Annotated in this window: 14 protein-coding genes; 6 read left to right on the top strand and 8 right to left on the bottom strand. The window is 68.3% G+C overall.

Annotation, left to right across the window (positions count from 1 at the left end):
* Positions 1-175: 175 nt before the first annotated feature.
* Positions 176-1,012 carry a metallophosphoesterase family protein gene (locus ACO05L_RS05265; RefSeq protein WP_421731121.1) on the top strand — a complete coding sequence of 279 codons (837 nt, stop codon included), beginning with the start codon at positions 176-178 and terminating at the stop codon, positions 1,010-1,012.
* A 55-nt stretch (positions 1,013-1,067) separates the two neighbouring features.
* Entirely contained in the window at positions 1,068-2,384 is a 1,317-nt protein-coding gene (locus tag ACO05L_RS05260) for an Hsp70 family protein (RefSeq protein WP_421731120.1), read from the top strand.
* Here ACO05L_RS05260 and ACO05L_RS05255 read toward each other — a convergent pair.
* The 5 genes from ACO05L_RS05255 to ACO05L_RS05235 all read right to left on the bottom strand — a co-directional run bounded on the left by ACO05L_RS05255 (position 2,339) and on the right by ACO05L_RS05235 (position 6,138).
* Positions 2,339-4,294 (bottom strand): ATP-binding protein, encoded by a 1,956-nt coding sequence (locus ACO05L_RS05255; protein WP_421731119.1) that lies wholly within the window; start codon positions 4,292-4,294, stop codon positions 2,339-2,341. The two genes, ACO05L_RS05260 and ACO05L_RS05255, sit on opposite strands and share 46 nt — an antisense overlap.
* 69 nt (positions 4,295-4,363) lie before the next feature.
* Entirely contained in the window at positions 4,364-4,852 is a 489-nt protein-coding gene (locus ACO05L_RS05250) for a hypothetical protein (protein ID WP_421731118.1), read from the bottom strand.
* Entirely contained in the window at positions 4,849-5,418 is a 570-nt protein-coding gene (locus ACO05L_RS05245; protein ID WP_421731117.1) for a response regulator transcription factor, read from the bottom strand. Before ACO05L_RS05245 ends, ACO05L_RS05250 begins: the two co-directional genes overlap by 4 nt.
* Positions 5,419-5,425: 7 nt before the next feature.
* A complete protein-coding gene (locus tag ACO05L_RS05240; RefSeq protein ID WP_421731116.1) occupies positions 5,426-5,752 on the bottom strand; it encodes a hypothetical protein in 327 nt (108 codons plus the stop codon).
* Complete coding sequence (locus ACO05L_RS05235; protein WP_421731115.1) at positions 5,752-6,138, bottom strand: response regulator; 387 nt, start codon at positions 6,136-6,138, stop codon at positions 5,752-5,754. Before ACO05L_RS05235 ends, ACO05L_RS05240 begins: the two co-directional genes overlap by 1 nt.
* 191 nt (positions 6,139-6,329) lie before the next feature.
* Here ACO05L_RS05235 and ACO05L_RS05230 point away from each other — a divergent pair, with 191 nt between their 5' ends.
* Genes ACO05L_RS05230 through ACO05L_RS05220 form a run of 3 tightly spaced genes read left to right on the top strand, consistent with a single transcriptional unit; the run spans position 6,330 to position 11,653 of the window.
* Complete coding sequence (locus ACO05L_RS05230; RefSeq protein WP_421731114.1) at positions 6,330-9,212, top strand: chemotaxis protein CheW; 2,883 nt, start codon at positions 6,330-6,332, stop codon at positions 9,210-9,212.
* Positions 9,212-9,697, top strand: coding sequence for a chemotaxis protein CheW (locus tag ACO05L_RS05225; RefSeq protein ID WP_421731113.1), 486 nt, complete (start codon positions 9,212-9,214; stop codon positions 9,695-9,697). The genes ACO05L_RS05230 and ACO05L_RS05225 overlap by 1 nt, the downstream gene beginning before the upstream one ends.
* An 18-nt stretch (positions 9,698-9,715) precedes the next feature.
* The gene (locus ACO05L_RS05220; protein WP_421731112.1) at positions 9,716-11,653 is read left to right on the top strand and encodes a PAS domain-containing protein; all 1,938 of its coding nucleotides are present in this window, start codon (positions 9,716-9,718) and stop codon (positions 11,651-11,653) included.
* Between the two features lie 201 nt (positions 11,654-11,854).
* Here ACO05L_RS05220 and ACO05L_RS05215 read toward each other — a convergent pair whose 3' ends face one another.
* A complete protein-coding gene (locus tag ACO05L_RS05215; RefSeq protein ID WP_421731111.1) occupies positions 11,855-12,661 on the bottom strand; it encodes a CheR family methyltransferase in 807 nt (268 codons plus the stop codon).
* Positions 12,658-13,725, bottom strand: a complete 1,068-nt coding sequence (cheB, locus tag ACO05L_RS05210) for a chemotaxis-specific protein-glutamate methyltransferase CheB (RefSeq protein ID WP_421731110.1) — start codon at positions 13,723-13,725, stop codon at positions 12,658-12,660. Before cheB ends, ACO05L_RS05215 begins: the two co-directional genes overlap by 4 nt.
* A 179-nt stretch (positions 13,726-13,904) precedes the next feature.
* On the opposite strand from cheB, the gene ACO05L_RS05205 reads away from it, so the two are divergent.
* On the top strand, positions 13,905-16,232 hold the full coding sequence (locus tag ACO05L_RS05205) for a GH92 family glycosyl hydrolase (protein WP_421731109.1): 2,328 nt from the start codon (positions 13,905-13,907) through the stop codon (positions 16,230-16,232).
* Positions 16,233-16,371: 139 nt separating this feature from the next.
* Here ACO05L_RS05205 and ACO05L_RS05200 read toward each other — a convergent pair whose 3' ends face one another.
* On the bottom strand, positions 16,372-16,755 hold the full coding sequence (locus tag ACO05L_RS05200; RefSeq protein WP_421731108.1) for an endonuclease domain-containing protein: 384 nt from the start codon (positions 16,753-16,755) through the stop codon (positions 16,372-16,374).
* Between the last annotated feature and the right edge of the window lie 80 nt (positions 16,756-16,835).

Here is a 16,835-nt window from a genome sequence, read left to right as displayed (position 1 = left end):
AAGCCACGCTGCGCAAGACGGCTCGCCCCATGGGAGACCTCTTGCGACGACTTCGCGTGCGTCGAAGCCACAACCGGGGTCGCACCCGGCGACATGATCCGCCTTGGGGATGCGCATCGTCTGATCGCAGCAGGCATAGCTTGCGCCGACGCGCCAAAGGCTGGATGTAGCAGCCATGTTGCGTTCGTTCTTCAAACGGGGACAGCCACGCGCGGATGCGCGGTCAGGCCGAAATGCGGAACCGGGCGCGGCCTCGGTTCCGACCGGCGCGGTCGTCTGGGCCGTCGGCGACATCCACGGTCGGCTGGACCTGCTGGAGCCGCTCCTCGACGCCATCCTTGACGACCTTCGGGCCAGCGACGCGACGCGAAAGGTCATCGTCTTCCTGGGTGATTACATCGACCGTGGCGCGGACTCTCGCGGCGTGCTGGATCGCCTGTGCAGCCTGCAGGATCAGACTGAAATCGAGACGCATTTCCTGCGGGGCAACCACGAGGACCGGATGGAAGCCTTTCTGGACGACCCCGAGGTCGGTCCTGGGTGGTGCGAATATGGCGGCCGTGAAGCCCTGCGGTCCTATGGCGTGACGTCACCGACGATGAAGGTCGCCTCCGACGCCTGGGTGGTCACCGCCGCCGAGTTCGGCCAGGCCGTGCCGGACCGTCACCGCGAGTTCCTGTCGCGCCAGGAATACAGTTGCTCGATCGGCGCCTATTTCTTCGCCCATGCGGGGGCGCGCCCCGGCGTCGCCCTGGCCGAACAGAGCCCCGACGACCTGATGTGGATTCGCCAGGGCTTCCTGAACGATCGCACCCCGTTCGAGCAGATCGTCGTCCATGGCCATACGCCGGGGGAAACGGTTCACGCCGATCATCGCCGCATCGCCATCGACACCGGCGCCTATGCCACGGGGATGCTGACAGGTCTCAGGCTGGAGGCCGCGGCGCGCGAGACCCTGAACACCCGCCTGGCCGGCCCCACCGTCCGCCTTGAGCGCCGCCCCCTGGCCTGAGCCCGACGGCTCGTCCCGGCAATCCTGATGATCGGCCTTCTCTGCGATGTCTGAAATGACCATCGGCATCGACTTCGGCACCACCAACACCGTCGTCGCCCTGGCTGAACCTGGGCGACCGGCCCGCGTGATCCGGTTCGCCGCGCCGAGCCAGAACACGGGTTCGGACACGGGTGCCTTCCGCTCAGCCCTGGGGTTCCAGATGCATCCGGCCCGCGCCGGTCAGCCACCCGAACGGATCGTGACGGCCGGTCCCTGGGCCATCGAGGCCTATGTCGAGGACCCGCTGGACACCCGCTTCATCCAGTCCTTCAAGAGTTTCGCCGCCAGCGCCGCCTTCACCGAGACCGTCATCGACGGCCGGCGCTACAGGTTCGAGGATCTGCTGGCGGCCTTCCTGTTTCAGCTGCGGAGCCATAGCGCCGGGGCGTTGAGCGACCTGCCCGACCGCGTCATCGTCGGCCGCCCGGTCACCTTCGCCGGCGGGTCCCCCGACGAGGCCCTGGCCCTGACCCGCTATCAGGAAGCCTTCTCGCGCCTGGGCTTCACCGACATCCGCTTCGCCTACGAGCCGGTGGGCGCCGCCTTCTTCTTCGCCCAGACACTGACGACCGACGCCACGGTCCTGGTGGCCGATTTTGGCGGGGGCACTAGCGACTTTTCGGTCGTACGCTTCCAGCCGTCCGACGCAGGCCTGCGCTCACAGGCCCTGGCGCGCTCCGGCGTCGGGGTGGCGGGCGACGCCTTCGACTACCGCATCATCGACAATCTGGTCTCGCCGGCCCTGGGCAAGGGCGGGTCCTATCGCGCCTTCGACAAGGCCCTGCCCATCCCCCAGCGCTATTTCTCGGCCTTCGCCCGCTGGGACCAACTGGCCCTGCTGCGGGCCTCGCGGGATATGCGCGACATCCGCGCCCTGGCCCGCACCGCGCTGGAGCCGGACAAGATCGACCGTCTGATCGAGGTGCTGGACGACAATCACGGCTACGCCCTCTATCAGGCGGTGTCGACGCTCAAGCTGGCCCTGTCCCGTGACGAGGCGGCGACCTTCTCGTTCGTCGCCGGATCCATCGCCCTCGAAACGCCAGTCACGCGCCAGATGTTCGAGGGCTGGATCACACCCGAACTGACCGCCATCGAGGCCGCCGTCGATCAGGCCATCGAGGCCTCAGGCATCGGGCCCGGCGACATCGACCGCGTCTTCCTGACGGGCGGCACATCGTTCGTGCCGGCGGTGCGGGACATTTTCCGGCGTCGCTTCGGGGCCGAGCGGATCGAGACGGGCGGCGAGTTCGAATCCATCGCCTCGGGCCTGGCCCTGATCGGTCAGGCCGCCGACCCGGAACGCTGGAGCGAGCGGCTGTCGTCCTGAAGGCCCGCCTCGGCGACCGCTTGCAGAGCCGCAGCCAGATCCCGAACGTCGATGGGTTTGGCGACCAGACCGTCCATTCCCGCGACCCGGCATTCCTGCAGGTGATGCGGCATGGCGTTGGCGGTCAGGGCGATGATCGGCGTCATCGGTCGGCCGTCGACGGCCTCCAACGCGCGGATGCGTCGGGTCGCCTCGAACCCGTCCATCACCGGCATCTGGATATCCATAAGGACGACGTCCCAGGCCTCGCCGCGCCAGGCCGCGACCGCCTGGGCGCCGTCGCTGACCATGGAGACCTCTATCCCCATCTGCGACAGCAGGGTCTTGAGCACGAACTGGTTCGTGGGATTGTCCTCGGCGGCCAGAACCTTCAGCGGCTTCATCTCCACAGCGGAGGGGCCGTCGCGCTGGGCCTGAACCTCGGCCTCGCCGAGATAGGGCAAGGGCAGGACCAGAGAAAACCGCGAGCCCAGTCCCGGCCGGCTGCTGACCGTCACATCCCCGCCCATCAGTCGCGCCAGACGGCGGACGATGGACAGGCCCAGGCCCGTGCCGCCGAACTGCCGCGTCGTCGTGTTGTCTGCCTGGACGAAGGGGGTGAAGATGCGCGCCAGAACCTCGGCGTCCATACCCCGGCCCGTGTCACTGACGTCGATGCGGACATTGTCGCCCAGACGGCGGGCGCGGATCGAAACCTGACCCTCGGCCGTGAATTTCAGGGCGTTGGACACAAGATTGGACACCACCTGCCGCAGCCGGGTGGGGTCGCCGCGATACAGACCCGATGCAGCCTCGACGTCGATCACCAAGTCCAGACCGCGATCCGCGGCCGTCGGTGCATAGGTCGAGACCAGACCGCTCAGAATCGCTTCCAGTGCAAAGGCGCGCTGTTCCAGCTCCACCTTTCCGGCCTCGACCTTCGACAGGTCTAGGATGTCGTTCAGAATGGTCAGCAGGCTCTCGCCGCAGTCGGCGATGACCTGTAGCCGCTCCTCCTGCGAGGGCAGCAGGTCCTCGGCGCGCAGGGCCTGAACCATGCCGATGATGCCGTTCATCGGGGTGCGGATTTCGTGGCTCATCACGGCCAGGAACTGGGACTTGGCCTCGTTGGCCGCATCGGCCTTCTGGGCCAGGACACGCGCGTCGGTGACGTCCCAGTTGGCGCCGATGAAGCTGGCCGGTTCGCCCGCCGCGTCCCGGTGCAGTCGAGCCAGAACCTTGATGATCCGCACGTCGCCATCCAGGCAGCGGATGCGGAACTCGGTGTCCAGAAGACCTGAGATCAGGGCCGCCGCGATGGACTGAGCCAGGGGCTCATCGTCGTCTTCGTGCAGACACTGTCCGAACTCGGCGTAGGCGACGCGCCTGTCTCGATGCGGCAACCGGAACAGGTCGAACATCTCGGGCGACCAACCCAGGTCGTTGGCGCGCAGGTCCCATTCGAAGATGCCGATCTGCGCCGCCTGCACGGCCAGGGCGGCCCGCTCGGCCAACCGCAGCCGGTCGGTCTCCAGCCGTTTGCGATCCTCGATGTCCTGCACATGAGAGATGAAGAACTGCGGCTCGCCCTCAACGTCGCGCACCAGGGATACCGTCAGCTCGGCCCACACCACGCAACCGTCCTTGCGGACATAGCGCTTGTCCATCCGGTAGGAGGCGATGTCCCCGGCGACCAGGGCGGTCATCCGCTCCAGATCGGCGTCCAGATCCTCGGCGAAGGTCACGTCCTGAAAGGTCAGGGCCGACAGGGCCTCGGCGTCATAGCCCAACAGCTCTCTCAGGGCGGCGTTCGCATTCAGCCAGCGACCGTCCAGGTCGAGCAGGGCCGTACCGATCGGGGAATGCTCGATGGCCTGGCAGAAACGCGTGGCGTCCAGCTCATCCCGACGAACAGAAATAGGCGAAATCATGAGGGTCTCCCGCCCCCGTACTAAGGAGAACAGCTTTCAGTCCGGTAAAGCTTCGGCCCGAAAGGCGTTCTAGGCCACCTGGGTCGAAGAAGGCGGGAAGGCCAGGTCGCTCTCGGCGCGGATTTGCATCAGGTCGTCGATCAGCCGCCCCTGGTCGGCGGACGTCAGACCCAGAGTGAAGACCAGGGCGTGGAGGCCTTCTGCCTGCGCCCGCACCAGACGGGGCGCCCACTCCGAGGCGAACAGCCAGCGATCCAGCAGATCGCAGATGCCCAGGGCGATCGGCACGATGTCGTGGCGGCGGGTGATCGCGGCGGTCTCGACCACCGCCAGCGCCGCGCGGCGGATGTCGCGCGCCTGCGCCTGAAGCTCCGGGTCGCCGCGTCGACACAGCTGAACCAGGGTCGCCACCTGAGGCGCCAGGCTGGCGGCGAAAACGGGCACCATGGCCTCAACCTGCGCCTCGCCCCCCTGCACCAAGAGGGCGATCGGCACGGCGTCTTCGGCGACCAGGATCCGCGCAAGTCGATTGGGCGGCTGGATCAGGTGTTCGCTCACTGGAACAGCCCGTTGATCTCGTCCTGCGACAGGGCCCGGTCAGGCGTGGCGGTCAGGCGCAGATCCTCGGCCCGCCTCTCCTCCTCGCCCATGGGCAGGGGTTCGGTGCGAAAGCGGCGATCCGGGCCGCGATAGGTGGTCTCGTTGACGAAGGCGCGGTTGCTCTGGGCGATCCAAAGCAGCCTCTCCAACAGCACAAGGGGCGAGACGGGCTTGGCGATGGTGAAATTGGCCCCGGCGTCGCGCGCCTTCAGGACGGTCATCTGGCCGGTGCGGGCGCTCAGCATCAGCACAGGCGCACAGCCGTTAGGCGACTGAGGATCGGCCCGGATCTCGCGCACAAGGTCGAAACTGTCCTCGTCGGCCATCTCGCAGTTGATCATCACCACGTCGAACGCCTTGCGCGCCAAGAGCTTTCGCGCATCCGAGACAGACGGGCTCTTGGTGGCGTGGCTGATGCCGAACCCCATCAGGATGCCGCCGATCAAGTCGGCCGACTGAGGGTTGTCATCCACCAGAAGGGGCTGGACGTCGCGAAGCCCCAGACGCTTTGTCGGCAGGCCCATGACAGGATCACCGCGCCTGCATCAGCCGGTCGGCGGCGCCCTGGTCCAGACCCGAACGGGTGGGACCATTCAGCAGGTCAGCATCGGGCCGGGTGTCCGCGCGCTGTTCCAGCAGGCCCGCCAGCCGCTCCAGCCTCTGGCCGACCAGATCCTGAAAGGCGCAGGCCTGCATCATGCCGATAAAGACCGGCTCCACCGCGCCCGGATCCGGCGTCTTGCTCTGAGCCATCGACCGAGCCAGGGCGGCGCCGTGCTCGGCCAGCTGCAACAGATCATCGACCGCGGCTTCAAGCACCCGTCGGATCTCCACGATCTCTTCCAGGGCCGCATCCATCACAGCTCTCCCAGAACGGAACTTAGCTTCTGTTTCAGCACCGCCAGGGTGAAGGGCTTGATGACATAGTTGTTCACCCCGGCCTGACGCGCCGCCACGACGTTCTCGGCCTTGGCCTCGGCGGTGACCATGACGAAGGGCGTCGCCTTGGTCTCGGCGTCGGCCCGGACCCGCTGCAACAGCTCCAGACCGGTCACCGGCTGCATATTCCAGTCCGACAGCACCAGGCCGTAGGGCTTTTCCTTGATCATGCGAAAGGCGGTGTCGCCGTCCACGGCGTCATCGACATTGTGAAAACCCAGCTGGTTCAAAAGACCCCGGACGATGCGGATCATCGACTTGTAGTCGTCCACCACCAGAACATTCATCGACCTGTCGACGGCCATGTTTCCCCCTTGCCGCCGCGCGGCCGATTGATCACGCGACCATCCTGACCGACACCACCTAAGGTAGCATTAACGACGCCGCATTATGCCACCTATGCGGGTAATGCTCCGTTAACCGCATCTGCTCATGGTTGCCCTGCGCCCGCATTTCGCATCGGCGCCCAGGCGGCAATACGGTGGGGGAACTGCGGTTGGACGATGTCATCACCGAGTTCGTGGCGGAGACCCTTGAGGGTCTGGAAGCGCTGGACAGCAAGCTGGTCGGCCTGGAACAGGCGCCGGATGATCCGGCCCTGCTGGGTGAGATCTTCCGCCTGGCCCACACCATCAAGGGCGCCAGCGGCTTTCTGGGCCTGGGCCGGCTTCAGACCGTGACCCACGCCGCCGAGAACGTGCTGGGCGGGTTTCGCGACGGCGCGGTCGCGGTCACCCCGGCGGCGGTGACCCCCATTCTGGAAGTCGTCGATGTCATCCGCGAGATCATCGACGCCCTGGCGGCGGGACAGCCCGAACCGCCCGGAGACGACCGCCGCCTGATCGCCAGCCTGGACGCCATCTTCGCCGGACAGACGCCGACCGCCAGCGCAAACGCCGACACGCCCCCGCCCGCGCGGCCTCATCTGGAACGCCTGGGCGGCGAGGCGACGCTGGACGCCGCCTGCGAGAGCGCGCTGCATCGGCTGTCGGGCGATCCCGAGGTGCAGCCGTCTCTGGCCGGGATGGATCTGGATCGGCTTCAGGCCGCGCTGCGCGACCGGATGTGCGCCATCGCGCGCGGCGGCGACGGCCGGTTCCACGACGCCGTCCTGACCGCCCTGCCCGGCCTGGAGTCAGGCGGCGTCGCCCGCGTCATCGCCGCCCTGTCCCTGGCCCTGGCCGAACTGGACGCGGAGCCGGACGCCATCGCCGAACTGTTCCCCGCCCCTGCCGACGCCCGCCCCGAGGCGGCGCCCGACGCCCCCAATCCGGTCAGGGCCGAGAGTTCAAAGGACGGCGCCGCCAAGGCCTCTGAGGCCAACCAGTCGATCCGCGTCAATGTCGAGGTGCTGGAAAACCTGATGACGGTGGTCAGCGAGCTGGTGCTGATCCGCAACCAGCTTATCCAGACGCTGAGGATCGACCCCGAAAGCCCCTTCGCCGGGCCGCTACACCGGCTGAACCAGGTCACCTCGGAGCTTCAGGAAGGGGTGATGACCACCCGGATGCAGCCCATCAGCGGCGCCTGGGCCAAGCTGCCGCGGCTGGTGCGCGACCTGGCCTCGGACCTGGGCAAGCAGATCGAACTGGTCATGTCGGGCCAGGACACCGAGCTGGATCGCCAGGTGCTGGAGCTGATCAAGGACCCCCTGACCCACATGATCCGCAATGCGGCGGACCACGGCATCGAGACCCCTGACCGGCGCCGCGCCCAGGGCAAGTCCGAGCTGGGCCGCATCTCCCTTCAGGCGCGGCACGAGGGCGGCGCGATCGTGGTCGAGATGTCCGACGACGGACGCGGCCTGCCCGCCGACGCCATCCGCGCCAAGGCCGTTTCCAACGGTCTGATCACCACCGGCCAGGCCGCCGCCATGACCGACGCCGAGGCGCGGCAGCTGATCTTCACGGCGGGCTTTTCGACGGCGGATCAGGTGACCTCGGTCTCTGGCCGGGGCGTCGGCATGGACGTGGTGCGCACCAATATCGAGAAGATCGGCGGGGTCATCGAACTGACCTCGGTCGAGGGCCAGGGCACGCGGTTCACGATCCGCATCCCCCTGACGCTCAGCATCGTCTCGGCCCTGATCGTGGAATCCTGCGGCGAGCGGTTCGCCATGCCCCAGTCCAGCATCATCGAACTGGTCAGCGCCCGCAACGGCGAGGTCGGCGGCGAGGGTCGGCGCATCGAGGAGATCAACGGCGCCGCCGTGCTTCGCCTGCGCGACCGGCTGCTGCCCCTGGTGTCCCTGCAGACCTTGCTGGGGCTGGAGGCGGAAGAGGCGGTGCGCGGCGACGCCTGTATCGTCGTGGCCCGTGTCGGCGCCTTCAGTTTCGGCGTCATCGTCGATCGCGTGTTCGACACCGAGGAGATCGTGGTCAAGCCGGTGGCCTCGATCCTGCGCCACCTCAAGCTCTATTCCGGCGCGACCATCCTGGGCGACGGCTCGGTCATCATGATCCTGGACTTCAAGGGGATGTCGCTGGAGGCGGGCGCCGGTCATCTGGTCAACAGCGGCGACGAGGTGCGCGATCCCGCCGCCCCGGCCCAGACGGTGGAGACCCGCACCCTGCTGGTCTTCCGCACCGTGCAGGGCGGGATGAAGGCCGCATCCCTGGACAGCGTCGCCCGCATCGAGGACCTGGACTGCGCCACCATCGAACAGGTCGATCGCCGCGCGGTGATCCAGTATCGCGGCGAGCTGATGCCGGTGGTCGGTTGCGACGGCGCCCCCCCCGATGTCGATACGGGCCGCCGCCCCCTGCTGGTCTTCTCGCGCGGGGCCGCCAGCATGGGCGTCCTGGCCGAGGAGATCGTCGACATCGTCGAGGGTCCGGCCACCCCCCTCTTGCCCGGCTCGACCGACGGCGCGGCGGGCAGCCTGATCTGCGCGGGCCAGGCCATCGAACTGATCGACCTGGGCTTCTACTGGCGCTGCGCTGGCGGGGGCGGGGGCGGGGGCGCCGCCGATCCTGCAAAGGCACCGGCGGCCTCGCCGGACGCCAAGGCCGGCCGCCCCCTCACCGACCGCCGCATCCTGGTCGTGGATCAGAGCCCCTTCACACGCCTGTTGCTGGGCCCGCTGCTGGCCCAGGCCGGCTATGGGGTCGAGGTCGCGTCCAGCCCGGCCGACGCCCTGGCCCTGCACGACGGGGGCGCCGCCTTCGACCTGATCCTGGCCGACACCACGCCGGGCGCGCCGGGCGCGCGTCAACTGGCCGAGTCGTTCGGGTTGGCCTCGGACTGGCACGCCACGCCCCTGCTGGGTCTGGGTGCCTATCGCATGGCCCAGGCCACGTCCGAACCGCAGACTGAAGACCTCGACAGCGGGCGACTGCTGTCCGACGTGGATCAGAACCTGATGCGGGGGGCGGCGTGATGAGCACCGCAGCCACCACCGCGACCGAGGGTCTGGTCGCCGTCCGCATCGGGCAACAGACCTTCGGCGCCCCGGTCCTCAGCGTTCAGGACGTGATCGCCCCGGTGCGGATCGACCGCGTGCCCCGCGCTCCGCCCGAGGTCGCCGGATCGCTGAACCTGCGCGGCCGGATCGTCACCGCCATCGACATGCGCCGCCGCCTGGGCATGGCGCCCCGCGCGCCTGACCAGGCCCATATGAGCGTGATCGTCGAGGGCGCGGGCGAGCTTTACGCCCTGCAGGTCGACGATGTCGGCGATGTCCTGTGGCTCGATCCCGCCGAGCGCGAGCCCCAACCCATCACCCTGGCCGCCGAATGGCGAGGCCTGTGCAGCGGGCTCTACCGGCTCGACGCCGACCTGGTGCTGGTGCTCGACATCGACGCTGTCCTGGCCCTCGACGCGCCGGTTCCGGCGTCCGCCCTCACGTCTCCCCTTCCCGCCTGACACACAAAAAGGATCGCCATGCCCGCCCTCGCTCAAGCCCCCCACATGACCGACGCCGCCGACGACAGGCCGCTCGATCCGGCCTTCGCCGCCGCCGCCCTGGATCACGCCTCCGTCTGCCTGATGATGCTGGACCCCATGGGCGTCGTCGTCGGCTGCAACCCCGCCGCCCGCGCCCTGCTGGCCAGCCACGCCACCGCCGCCGCCCAGGCCTTCCCCGGCCTGGACCCGCATGCTCCCGAGGGCGGGCGACTGGACCTGTCGCGGGTCGTCTTCGCCATGGGCCAGCACGCCGGACCGGCCGGCGCCCGCCAGGGAGAGATCGGCCTGGGCGTCGCCCAGATCTCGGTCCGCACCAGCCCCGTCCGCGACGAGGTCGGCCGCCCGATCGGCGATCTGGTCGAACTGGCCGATGTCGGCGAGGGCCGCAAACAGGCAGGGACCCTGGCGGCCATCGACAAGGTGCAGGCCATGATCGAGTTCGCCATGGACGGCACCATCGTCGACGCCAACGCCAACTTCCTGGCCACCGTGGACTATGCCCTGTCCGACATCGTCGGCCGTCACCACAGCCTGTTCGTCGATCCGCAGGAGGCCCAGAGCCCCGCCTACCGCGCCTTCTGGGAACGGCTGGGGCGCGGCGAGTTCGATGCGGGCCAGTACCGCCGCATCGGCCGCGACGGCAAGGAGGTGTGGATCCAGGCCAGCTACAACCCGATCCTCGACGCCGCCGGCCGCCCGTTCAAGGTGGTGAAGTTCGCCACCGACATCACCGCCCAGAAGCTGGAGGCCGCCGATTACGCCGGCCAGATCGCCGCCATCAACAAGGCCCAGGCGGTCATCGAATTCGGCCTGGACGGCACGGTCACCTTCGCCAACGAGAATTTCGTCAACGCCGTCGGCTATCGCCTGGAAGAGATCATCGGCCGCCACCACAGCCTGTTCCTGGCGCCCGAGGATTCGGCGTCTCCCGCCTATCGCGCCTTCTGGGAAAAGCTGGAGCGGGGCGAATATGACGCCGGCCAGTATCGCCGCATCGGCAAGGACGGTCGCGAGATCTGGATCCAGGCCAGCTACAACCCGATCCTCGATCTGAACGGACGCCCCTTCAAGGTCGTCAAATACGCCACCGACATCACGGCCCAGAAGCGGGTCGCCGAACGGGTGACCCAGATCTCCGGCATCGTCGCCTCTGCGGCGTCCGAGATGCGCGCCACCGCCGAGGGCATGGCCCTGACGGCCGAGGAGACCACCCGTCAGGCCGGCATGGTCGCATCGGCGGCCGAGATCACCTCGGTCAACGTCCAGACCGTGTCGTCGGCGGGCGAGGAACTGACCGCCTCGATCAGCGAGATCGCGCGCCAGGTCGCCGAGTCCTCCAGCATCTCCCAGCACGCGGTGTCCGAGGCCGACCGGGCCGGAGACTCGATCCGCAGCCTGGCCGACGCGGCGCAGAAGATCGGCAATGTCGTCACCCTGATCAACGACATCGCCGGCCAGACCAAGCTGCTGGCGCTGAACGCCACCATCGAGGCGGCGCGCGCGGGCGAGGCGGGCAAGGGCTTCGCCGTCGTCGCCTCCGAGGTGAAGAGCCTGTCGGACCAGACGGCGCGGGCGACGCACGAGATCTCGTCCCAGGTCAGCGCCATGCAGGCGGCGACCCAGACCTCGGTCGGCGCCATCGGCGGCATCACAGACACGATCAGGAAGGTCGCCGAGATCGCCTCGGCCATCGCCGGCGCGGTCGAGGAACAGAGCGCCGCCACGCGCGAGATCGCCGCCAACGTCACCCAGGTCGCCGAGGGCACGCGCCAGGTCTCGACCAGCATCGCCGGGGTCAACGCCGCCGCCGTCCAGACCAGCGACGCCTCCGCCGAACTGCTCGGCGCCTCTGCCGAACTGGCCCAACAGGCCGAGGCCCTGACCCTGGAGATGGAGAAGCTGGCCGCCGCGTGAGGCCCCGTCTCCCTCCCCAACACCGTCATCCTAGGCCCTGTGCTAGGATCCAGAGACACCGACCCTTGCGGCGACCTGCAGACGAGCCTGCGGGTCGCCGCTTGCTTGCCTCGCTCCAACACCGGGAGTCTGGATCCTAGGCACAAGGCCTAAGATGACGGCAGGAGCGGCAGGAGCGGCAGGAGCGGCAGGAGCCGATCCTCAGCGCTGAACGAACACCCCGCGCAGTCCCATCGCCGGGACAAACGCGCTGTCCAGCCCGACCACCGTCTCGGCGCTGCCCATGACCAGCGCACCCTCGGGCGCCAGGACTTCGGCCAGGCGTTGCAGCGCCCAGCGCTTCTGGCTCTGCTCGAAATAGATCAGCACATTGCGACAGAAGATCAGGTCGAACCGGCCCATGCCCGCCGTGCCGTCCATCAGATTGTGCGCGCGGAAATCGACCAGGGCGCGCACCTCGGGAGCCACCGTCCACTCGCTGCCCTCGCGCCGCATCCAGCGTGTGCGCCTCGCCTCCGACAGACCGCGCGCCGCCTCGAAATCGCTGTAGCGACCCCGCCGCGCGCGGGTCAGGATGGGCTCGGACATATCGGTGGCGACGATCTCGATCTTCCAGTCCGGCATCAGCCGCCGCTCTTCCAGCAGCAGCATGGCGATGGAATAGGGCTCCTGGCCGCTGGAACAGGCCGCACTCCAGATCCGCAGGGACCGGGTCGCCGCGCACCGGGCGACCAAGGCCGGCAGCAGCACGTCGCGCAGCTGATCGAAGGGGGTCGTGTCGCGAAAGAAGAAGGATTCGTGCGTGGCCATCGCATCCACCCCGCGCTGCGCCAGCAGGCCGCGCGGGTCGGCGCGGATGCGGCTGAACACGTCGTCGATGGTGGCCAGCCCCTCCTCGCGCATCAGCGGCGTCAGGCGGCTGTGCAACAGATAGTCCTTGTCCACGCCCAGGCTGAGGCCCGACCGCTCCAGCACCAGCCGGCGAAAGAACTCGACATCGGCGCTCATGCAGCCACCCTCTTCAACCAGGCGCCGATCTCGGGGATCGGCAGGATCGCCTCGGCAAGCCCGGTGCGGGCCGCCGCTCCGGGCATGCCCCAGACCACGCTGGTGGCTTCGTCCTGAACCACGAACCGCCCGCCCGCCTCCGCCATGACACGACAGCCCAGGGCGCCGTCCGACCCCATGCCGGTCAGGATCACCGCCACGGCGCCCGCGCCATAGGTCCGGGCCACGCTGCGAAACAGGGGATCGACGGCGGGCCGACAGAAATGCTCGGGCGGCTCCTGATCCAGCCGCAGGACGCGGTCGTCGCCCCGGCCCTCGGCCGTCATGTGCCAGCCGCCCGGCGCCACATAGGCCCGGCCCGGCAGGATGGGCTCGCCGTCCGTCGCCTCGGCGCAGGGCCGGTCGCCAGCCCGACCCAGTTGTTCGGCCAACAGGGTGGTGAACATCGCCGGCATGTGCTGGGCCACAAGGATGGGCAGATCGACGGCGCCGCGCAGGGCCTCGAACAGGCGGATCAGCACAGGCGGCGCCCCCGTGGAGCCACCGATGGCGATCACGCTGGGGCGTTCGGTGCGGGCGAAAGCGGGTCGGGGCGCCGGACGGACCGCCGCGGCCGCTATCGCAGGCGCGGGGCTCGCGGCGCCGCCGATGGCCTTGACCTTGGCCAGCAGATGACGATGGAAATCCTGCGCCTGGGCCATGCTGCCGTCGGGCTTGGAGACATAGTCGGTGGCCCCGGCCTGAAGCGTCTCCAGACTGAGCCGCGCGTTTCTCAGCGTCAGGGTCGAGGCGACGATCACCTTCACCCCCGGCCGCCGCGCCAGCATCAGCGGCAGAGCGGTCATCCCGTCCATCACCGGCATTTCGAGGTCGAGGATGACGACATCCATCTCGACATGGTCCATCTGGATCAGGGCCGCCTGGCCGTTCTCGGCGCGGGCCACGACGGTGATCCCGGGGTCCTCGTCCAGCGACCGGGCGATCAGGCCGCGCACCACGGCGGAGTCGTCGACCACCATCACGCGGACAGGGCGCGGGGTCGGCAGAGATGAGGCAGGCTGCACAGGCGGCTCCGATTCGATCCGCCCAACCTAGCGCCGACCTGTGAAGACTATACTACCTTAGGCTGCATGAAATTCCCGTCATGAGTGTTCCATCTGTGGACAGGTGACGTTCTTCGCAGGACAGGCCATTCTCCCGATCTGGACGCGGTTCGCGGCCGCAGTCGTGTGGAGATCCCGGCATGAAGCGTATTGGACTGGCCACCGCCATCATCCTCGGTCTGGCCACCTCGGCCCAGGCCCAGGCTCCTGCGACCTCCCCCTTCGATGCGGTCGATCCCTTCATCGGCACGGCGGGCCAGGGCCACACCTTCCCCGGCGCCGTCGCACCCTTCGGCATGGTGCAGCTGAGCCCCGACACCGAGCACAAGGTGTTGCGCGAGGGTTATGACTGGGCCTCGGGCTATCGCTACGACGACCCGACGATCCTGGGCTTCTCGCACACCCATTTCTCTGGCTCCGGCCACTCGGACCTGGGCGATGTCCTGATCACGCCGATTTCGGGCGAAGTGAAGCTGGACCCCGGCAGTTCGGACGCGCCCGGCTCGGGCTATCGCTCGCGCTACGACAAGGCGTCCGAGATGGCCGAGCCCGGCTATTACGCCGTGAACCTGACCGATTCCGGCGTGCGCGCTGAGCTGACGGCGGGAACCCGCGTCGGCATGCATCGCTATGTCTTCCCGGCCGATGCGCCGGCGCGTGTGCTGCTCGATTTCCGCGCCTCCATCTATGACTACCCGGGCAAGGTGTCTTGGTCGCGCATCCGCATCGCGCCCGATGGCACGGTCACCGGCATGCGCGAGACGCGCGGCTGGGCGCCGGGTCGCCAGCTCTATTTCGCCATGCGGTTCTCTCGGCCCCTGACCGGCCACACCATCCAGAACCGTGAGGAGAACGTCACCTACAACGGCTTCACCAAGCCCGGCCGCACGCCCGAAGACCGCGCCCAGGTCGAGGGTCGCGCGCTGGAGGCTGTGTTCGACTTCGGCCAGATCGACGGCCCGCTGATCGTCAAGGTCGCCCTGTCCGGCGTGGACGAGGCGGGCGCCATCCGGAACCTGGACAGCGAAGGCGGCGCCTTCGATTTCGACGCCCTGCGCGCCACGACCCGCGCCACCTGGGAACAGGCCCTGGGCGCGCTCGACATCGACGCGCCGGCGGACATGCGCACCACCCTCTACACGGCGCTGTATCACAGCCTGATCGCCCCCAGCGTCATGGGCGACGTGGACGGACGCTGGCGCGGACCGGACCAGGCGGTGCATCAGGCCGAGGGCTTCACCTTCCACTCGACCTTTTCGCTGTGGGACACCTTCCGGGCCGAGCATCCGCTGCTGACCCTGGTCCAGCCCGAAAGCCGCAACGCCGACTTCATCAACTCCCTGATCGCCTCGCAGCAGGTCAGCCCCTACGGCATCCTGCCGGTCTGGCAGTTCGCGGGTCAGGAGACCTGGACCATGATCGGCTATCACGCCGTTCCGGTCATCGCCGACGCCTGGATGAAGGGCATCCGCGGCTTCGACGGCGAGGCGGCCCTGCGCGCCATGACGGCCAGCGCCACCTATCGGCCCTATGGCGGACTGGGCGACTATATGGACCTGGGCTACGTCCCCATCGACCGCGAGCCCGAGGCCGCGTCAAAGACGGTGGAGTACGCTTATGACGACTGGACCATCGCCCGCATGGCCCGCGACCTGGGCTACGCCGACATCGCCGCCACCTTCGAGGCGCGGGCGCAGAACTGGAGGAACAGCTTCGATCTGGAGACCGGCTTCCTGCGCGCGAGAAAGGCCGATGGATCGTTCCGCACGCCGTTCGATCCCACCGCCATCAACTATGGGTCCGACTACACTGAGGGCAATGCCTGGCAGTATTCCTGGTTCGCCCCCCAGGACCTGGGCGGTATTGTCCAGGCCATGGGCGGCGACGCGGCGACAGTGGCCAAGCTGGACGCCATGTTCGACTTCGACAACTCGGCCATCGACTATTCCCACGCCGAGGACATCGCCGGCCTGATCGGCCAATACATCCACGGCAACGAGCCCAGCCACCACTCGGCCTATATGTACGTCTATGCGGGCGCCCCGTGGCGGACCCAGGCGCGGCTGAAGCAGATCGTCGAGAGCCAGTATCACGCCCGGCCCGACGGCTTGGCGGGCAACGACGACCTGGGCCAGATGTCGGCCTGGATGGTGTTCACGGGACTGGGCTTCTATCCGGTCACGCCCGGCTCGAACCAGTATGTCATCGGCCGCCCCTTCGTGGAGCGCGCGGCGCTGAACCTGCCCAACGGCAAGACCTTCACCGTCGTCACCGAGGGCCTGTCGGATGCGCACCCGTATATCGCGTCAGTGTCCCTGAACGGCCGCCCGCTGGAGCGCAGCTGGATCGGCGACGACGAGATCCGCAAGGGCGGCGAACTGCGGTTCGTCATGGGCGCCGAGCCGAACGAGGCCTGGGGCGCCGAGGCCGAGGCGCGCCCCTATTCGATGACGGGGTACGAACGGTAGTCGCAGCTTCGCCCTCTCCTGGTCGTCGCTTCGCGCCAACCTGTCCTCTCCATCGCCCTCCGGCGATGGAGAGGTGATGCCGTCGAACGTTCACCTCCCTATTCGCGAAGGCGAATGGGGAGGACAGACCGCGCAGCGGTCAGGAGGGGGCGACCGGGTGATAACCGTCTGGAACCCTCTCCCGCACACATGCCAGGATGAAGTCCATCACCCCGCCGATCTCGTCGCGAACGTCACTGGCCCGCAGCCGGATTACGCGAATACCCTGCGTCGCCAGCCAAGCTGTCCGCCGTCGGTCGTGCGCAGCCTGTTCCTCGCTGAGATGCGACGCCCCATCGACCTCAACAGCCAGCTTCACCCACGCACAATAGAAGTCGAGGATGTAGGGCCCGACCGGATGCTGTCTTCGGAACTTCACCCCGTTCAGCCGCGCGGCGCGCAACCGAACCCACAGACGCGCTTCCGGCGGCGTCATCTGACGGCGGAAAACCTTGGCGCGCGTATAGCTCAGGCCATAGGGCATAGCGCAACCATGCCGCGCATCACGTCAGGCGTCGAGTCGCCCTCTCCTGATCGGCGAAGACGCCGATCTGTCCTCTCCAT

Origin of the sequence: Brevundimonas sp. (assembly GCF_965227765.1) — a bacterium.
In the GTDB taxonomy this organism is placed as follows: domain Bacteria; phylum Pseudomonadota; class Alphaproteobacteria; order Caulobacterales; family Caulobacteraceae; genus Brevundimonas.
The sequence above is the reverse complement of the archived record's forward strand: the minus strand, read 5'-3'. Positions and strand labels throughout refer to the sequence as shown.

Coding starts and splice junctions, on each gene's coding strand:
- ACO05L_RS05215 (WP_421731111.1), bottom strand. CDS start 12,661: ATGAGCGCCGATGTCGAGTTCTTTCGCCGGCTGGTGCTGGAGCGGTCG.
- ACO05L_RS05205 (WP_421731109.1), top strand. CDS start 13,905: ATGAAGCGTATTGGACTGGCCACCGCCATCATCCTCGGTCTGGCCACC.
- ACO05L_RS05265 (WP_421731121.1), top strand. CDS start 176: ATGTTGCGTTCGTTCTTCAAACGGGGACAGCCACGCGCGGATGCGCGG.
- ACO05L_RS05200 (WP_421731108.1), bottom strand. CDS start 16,755: ATGCCCTATGGCCTGAGCTATACGCGCGCCAAGGTTTTCCGCCGTCAG.
- ACO05L_RS05220 (WP_421731112.1), top strand. CDS start 9,716: ATGCCCGCCCTCGCTCAAGCCCCCCACATGACCGACGCCGCCGACGAC.
- ACO05L_RS05225 (WP_421731113.1), top strand. CDS start 9,212: ATGAGCACCGCAGCCACCACCGCGACCGAGGGTCTGGTCGCCGTCCGC.
- ACO05L_RS05255 (WP_421731119.1), bottom strand. CDS start 4,294: ATGATTTCGCCTATTTCTGTTCGTCGGGATGAGCTGGACGCCACGCGT.
- ACO05L_RS05235 (WP_421731115.1), bottom strand. CDS start 6,138: ATGGCCGTCGACAGGTCGATGAATGTTCTGGTGGTGGACGACTACAAG.
- ACO05L_RS05245 (WP_421731117.1), bottom strand. CDS start 5,418: ATGGGCCTGCCGACAAAGCGTCTGGGGCTTCGCGACGTCCAGCCCCTT.
- ACO05L_RS05260 (WP_421731120.1), top strand. CDS start 1,068: ATGACCATCGGCATCGACTTCGGCACCACCAACACCGTCGTCGCCCTG.
- ACO05L_RS05240 (WP_421731116.1), bottom strand. CDS start 5,752: ATGGATGCGGCCCTGGAAGAGATCGTGGAGATCCGACGGGTGCTTGAA.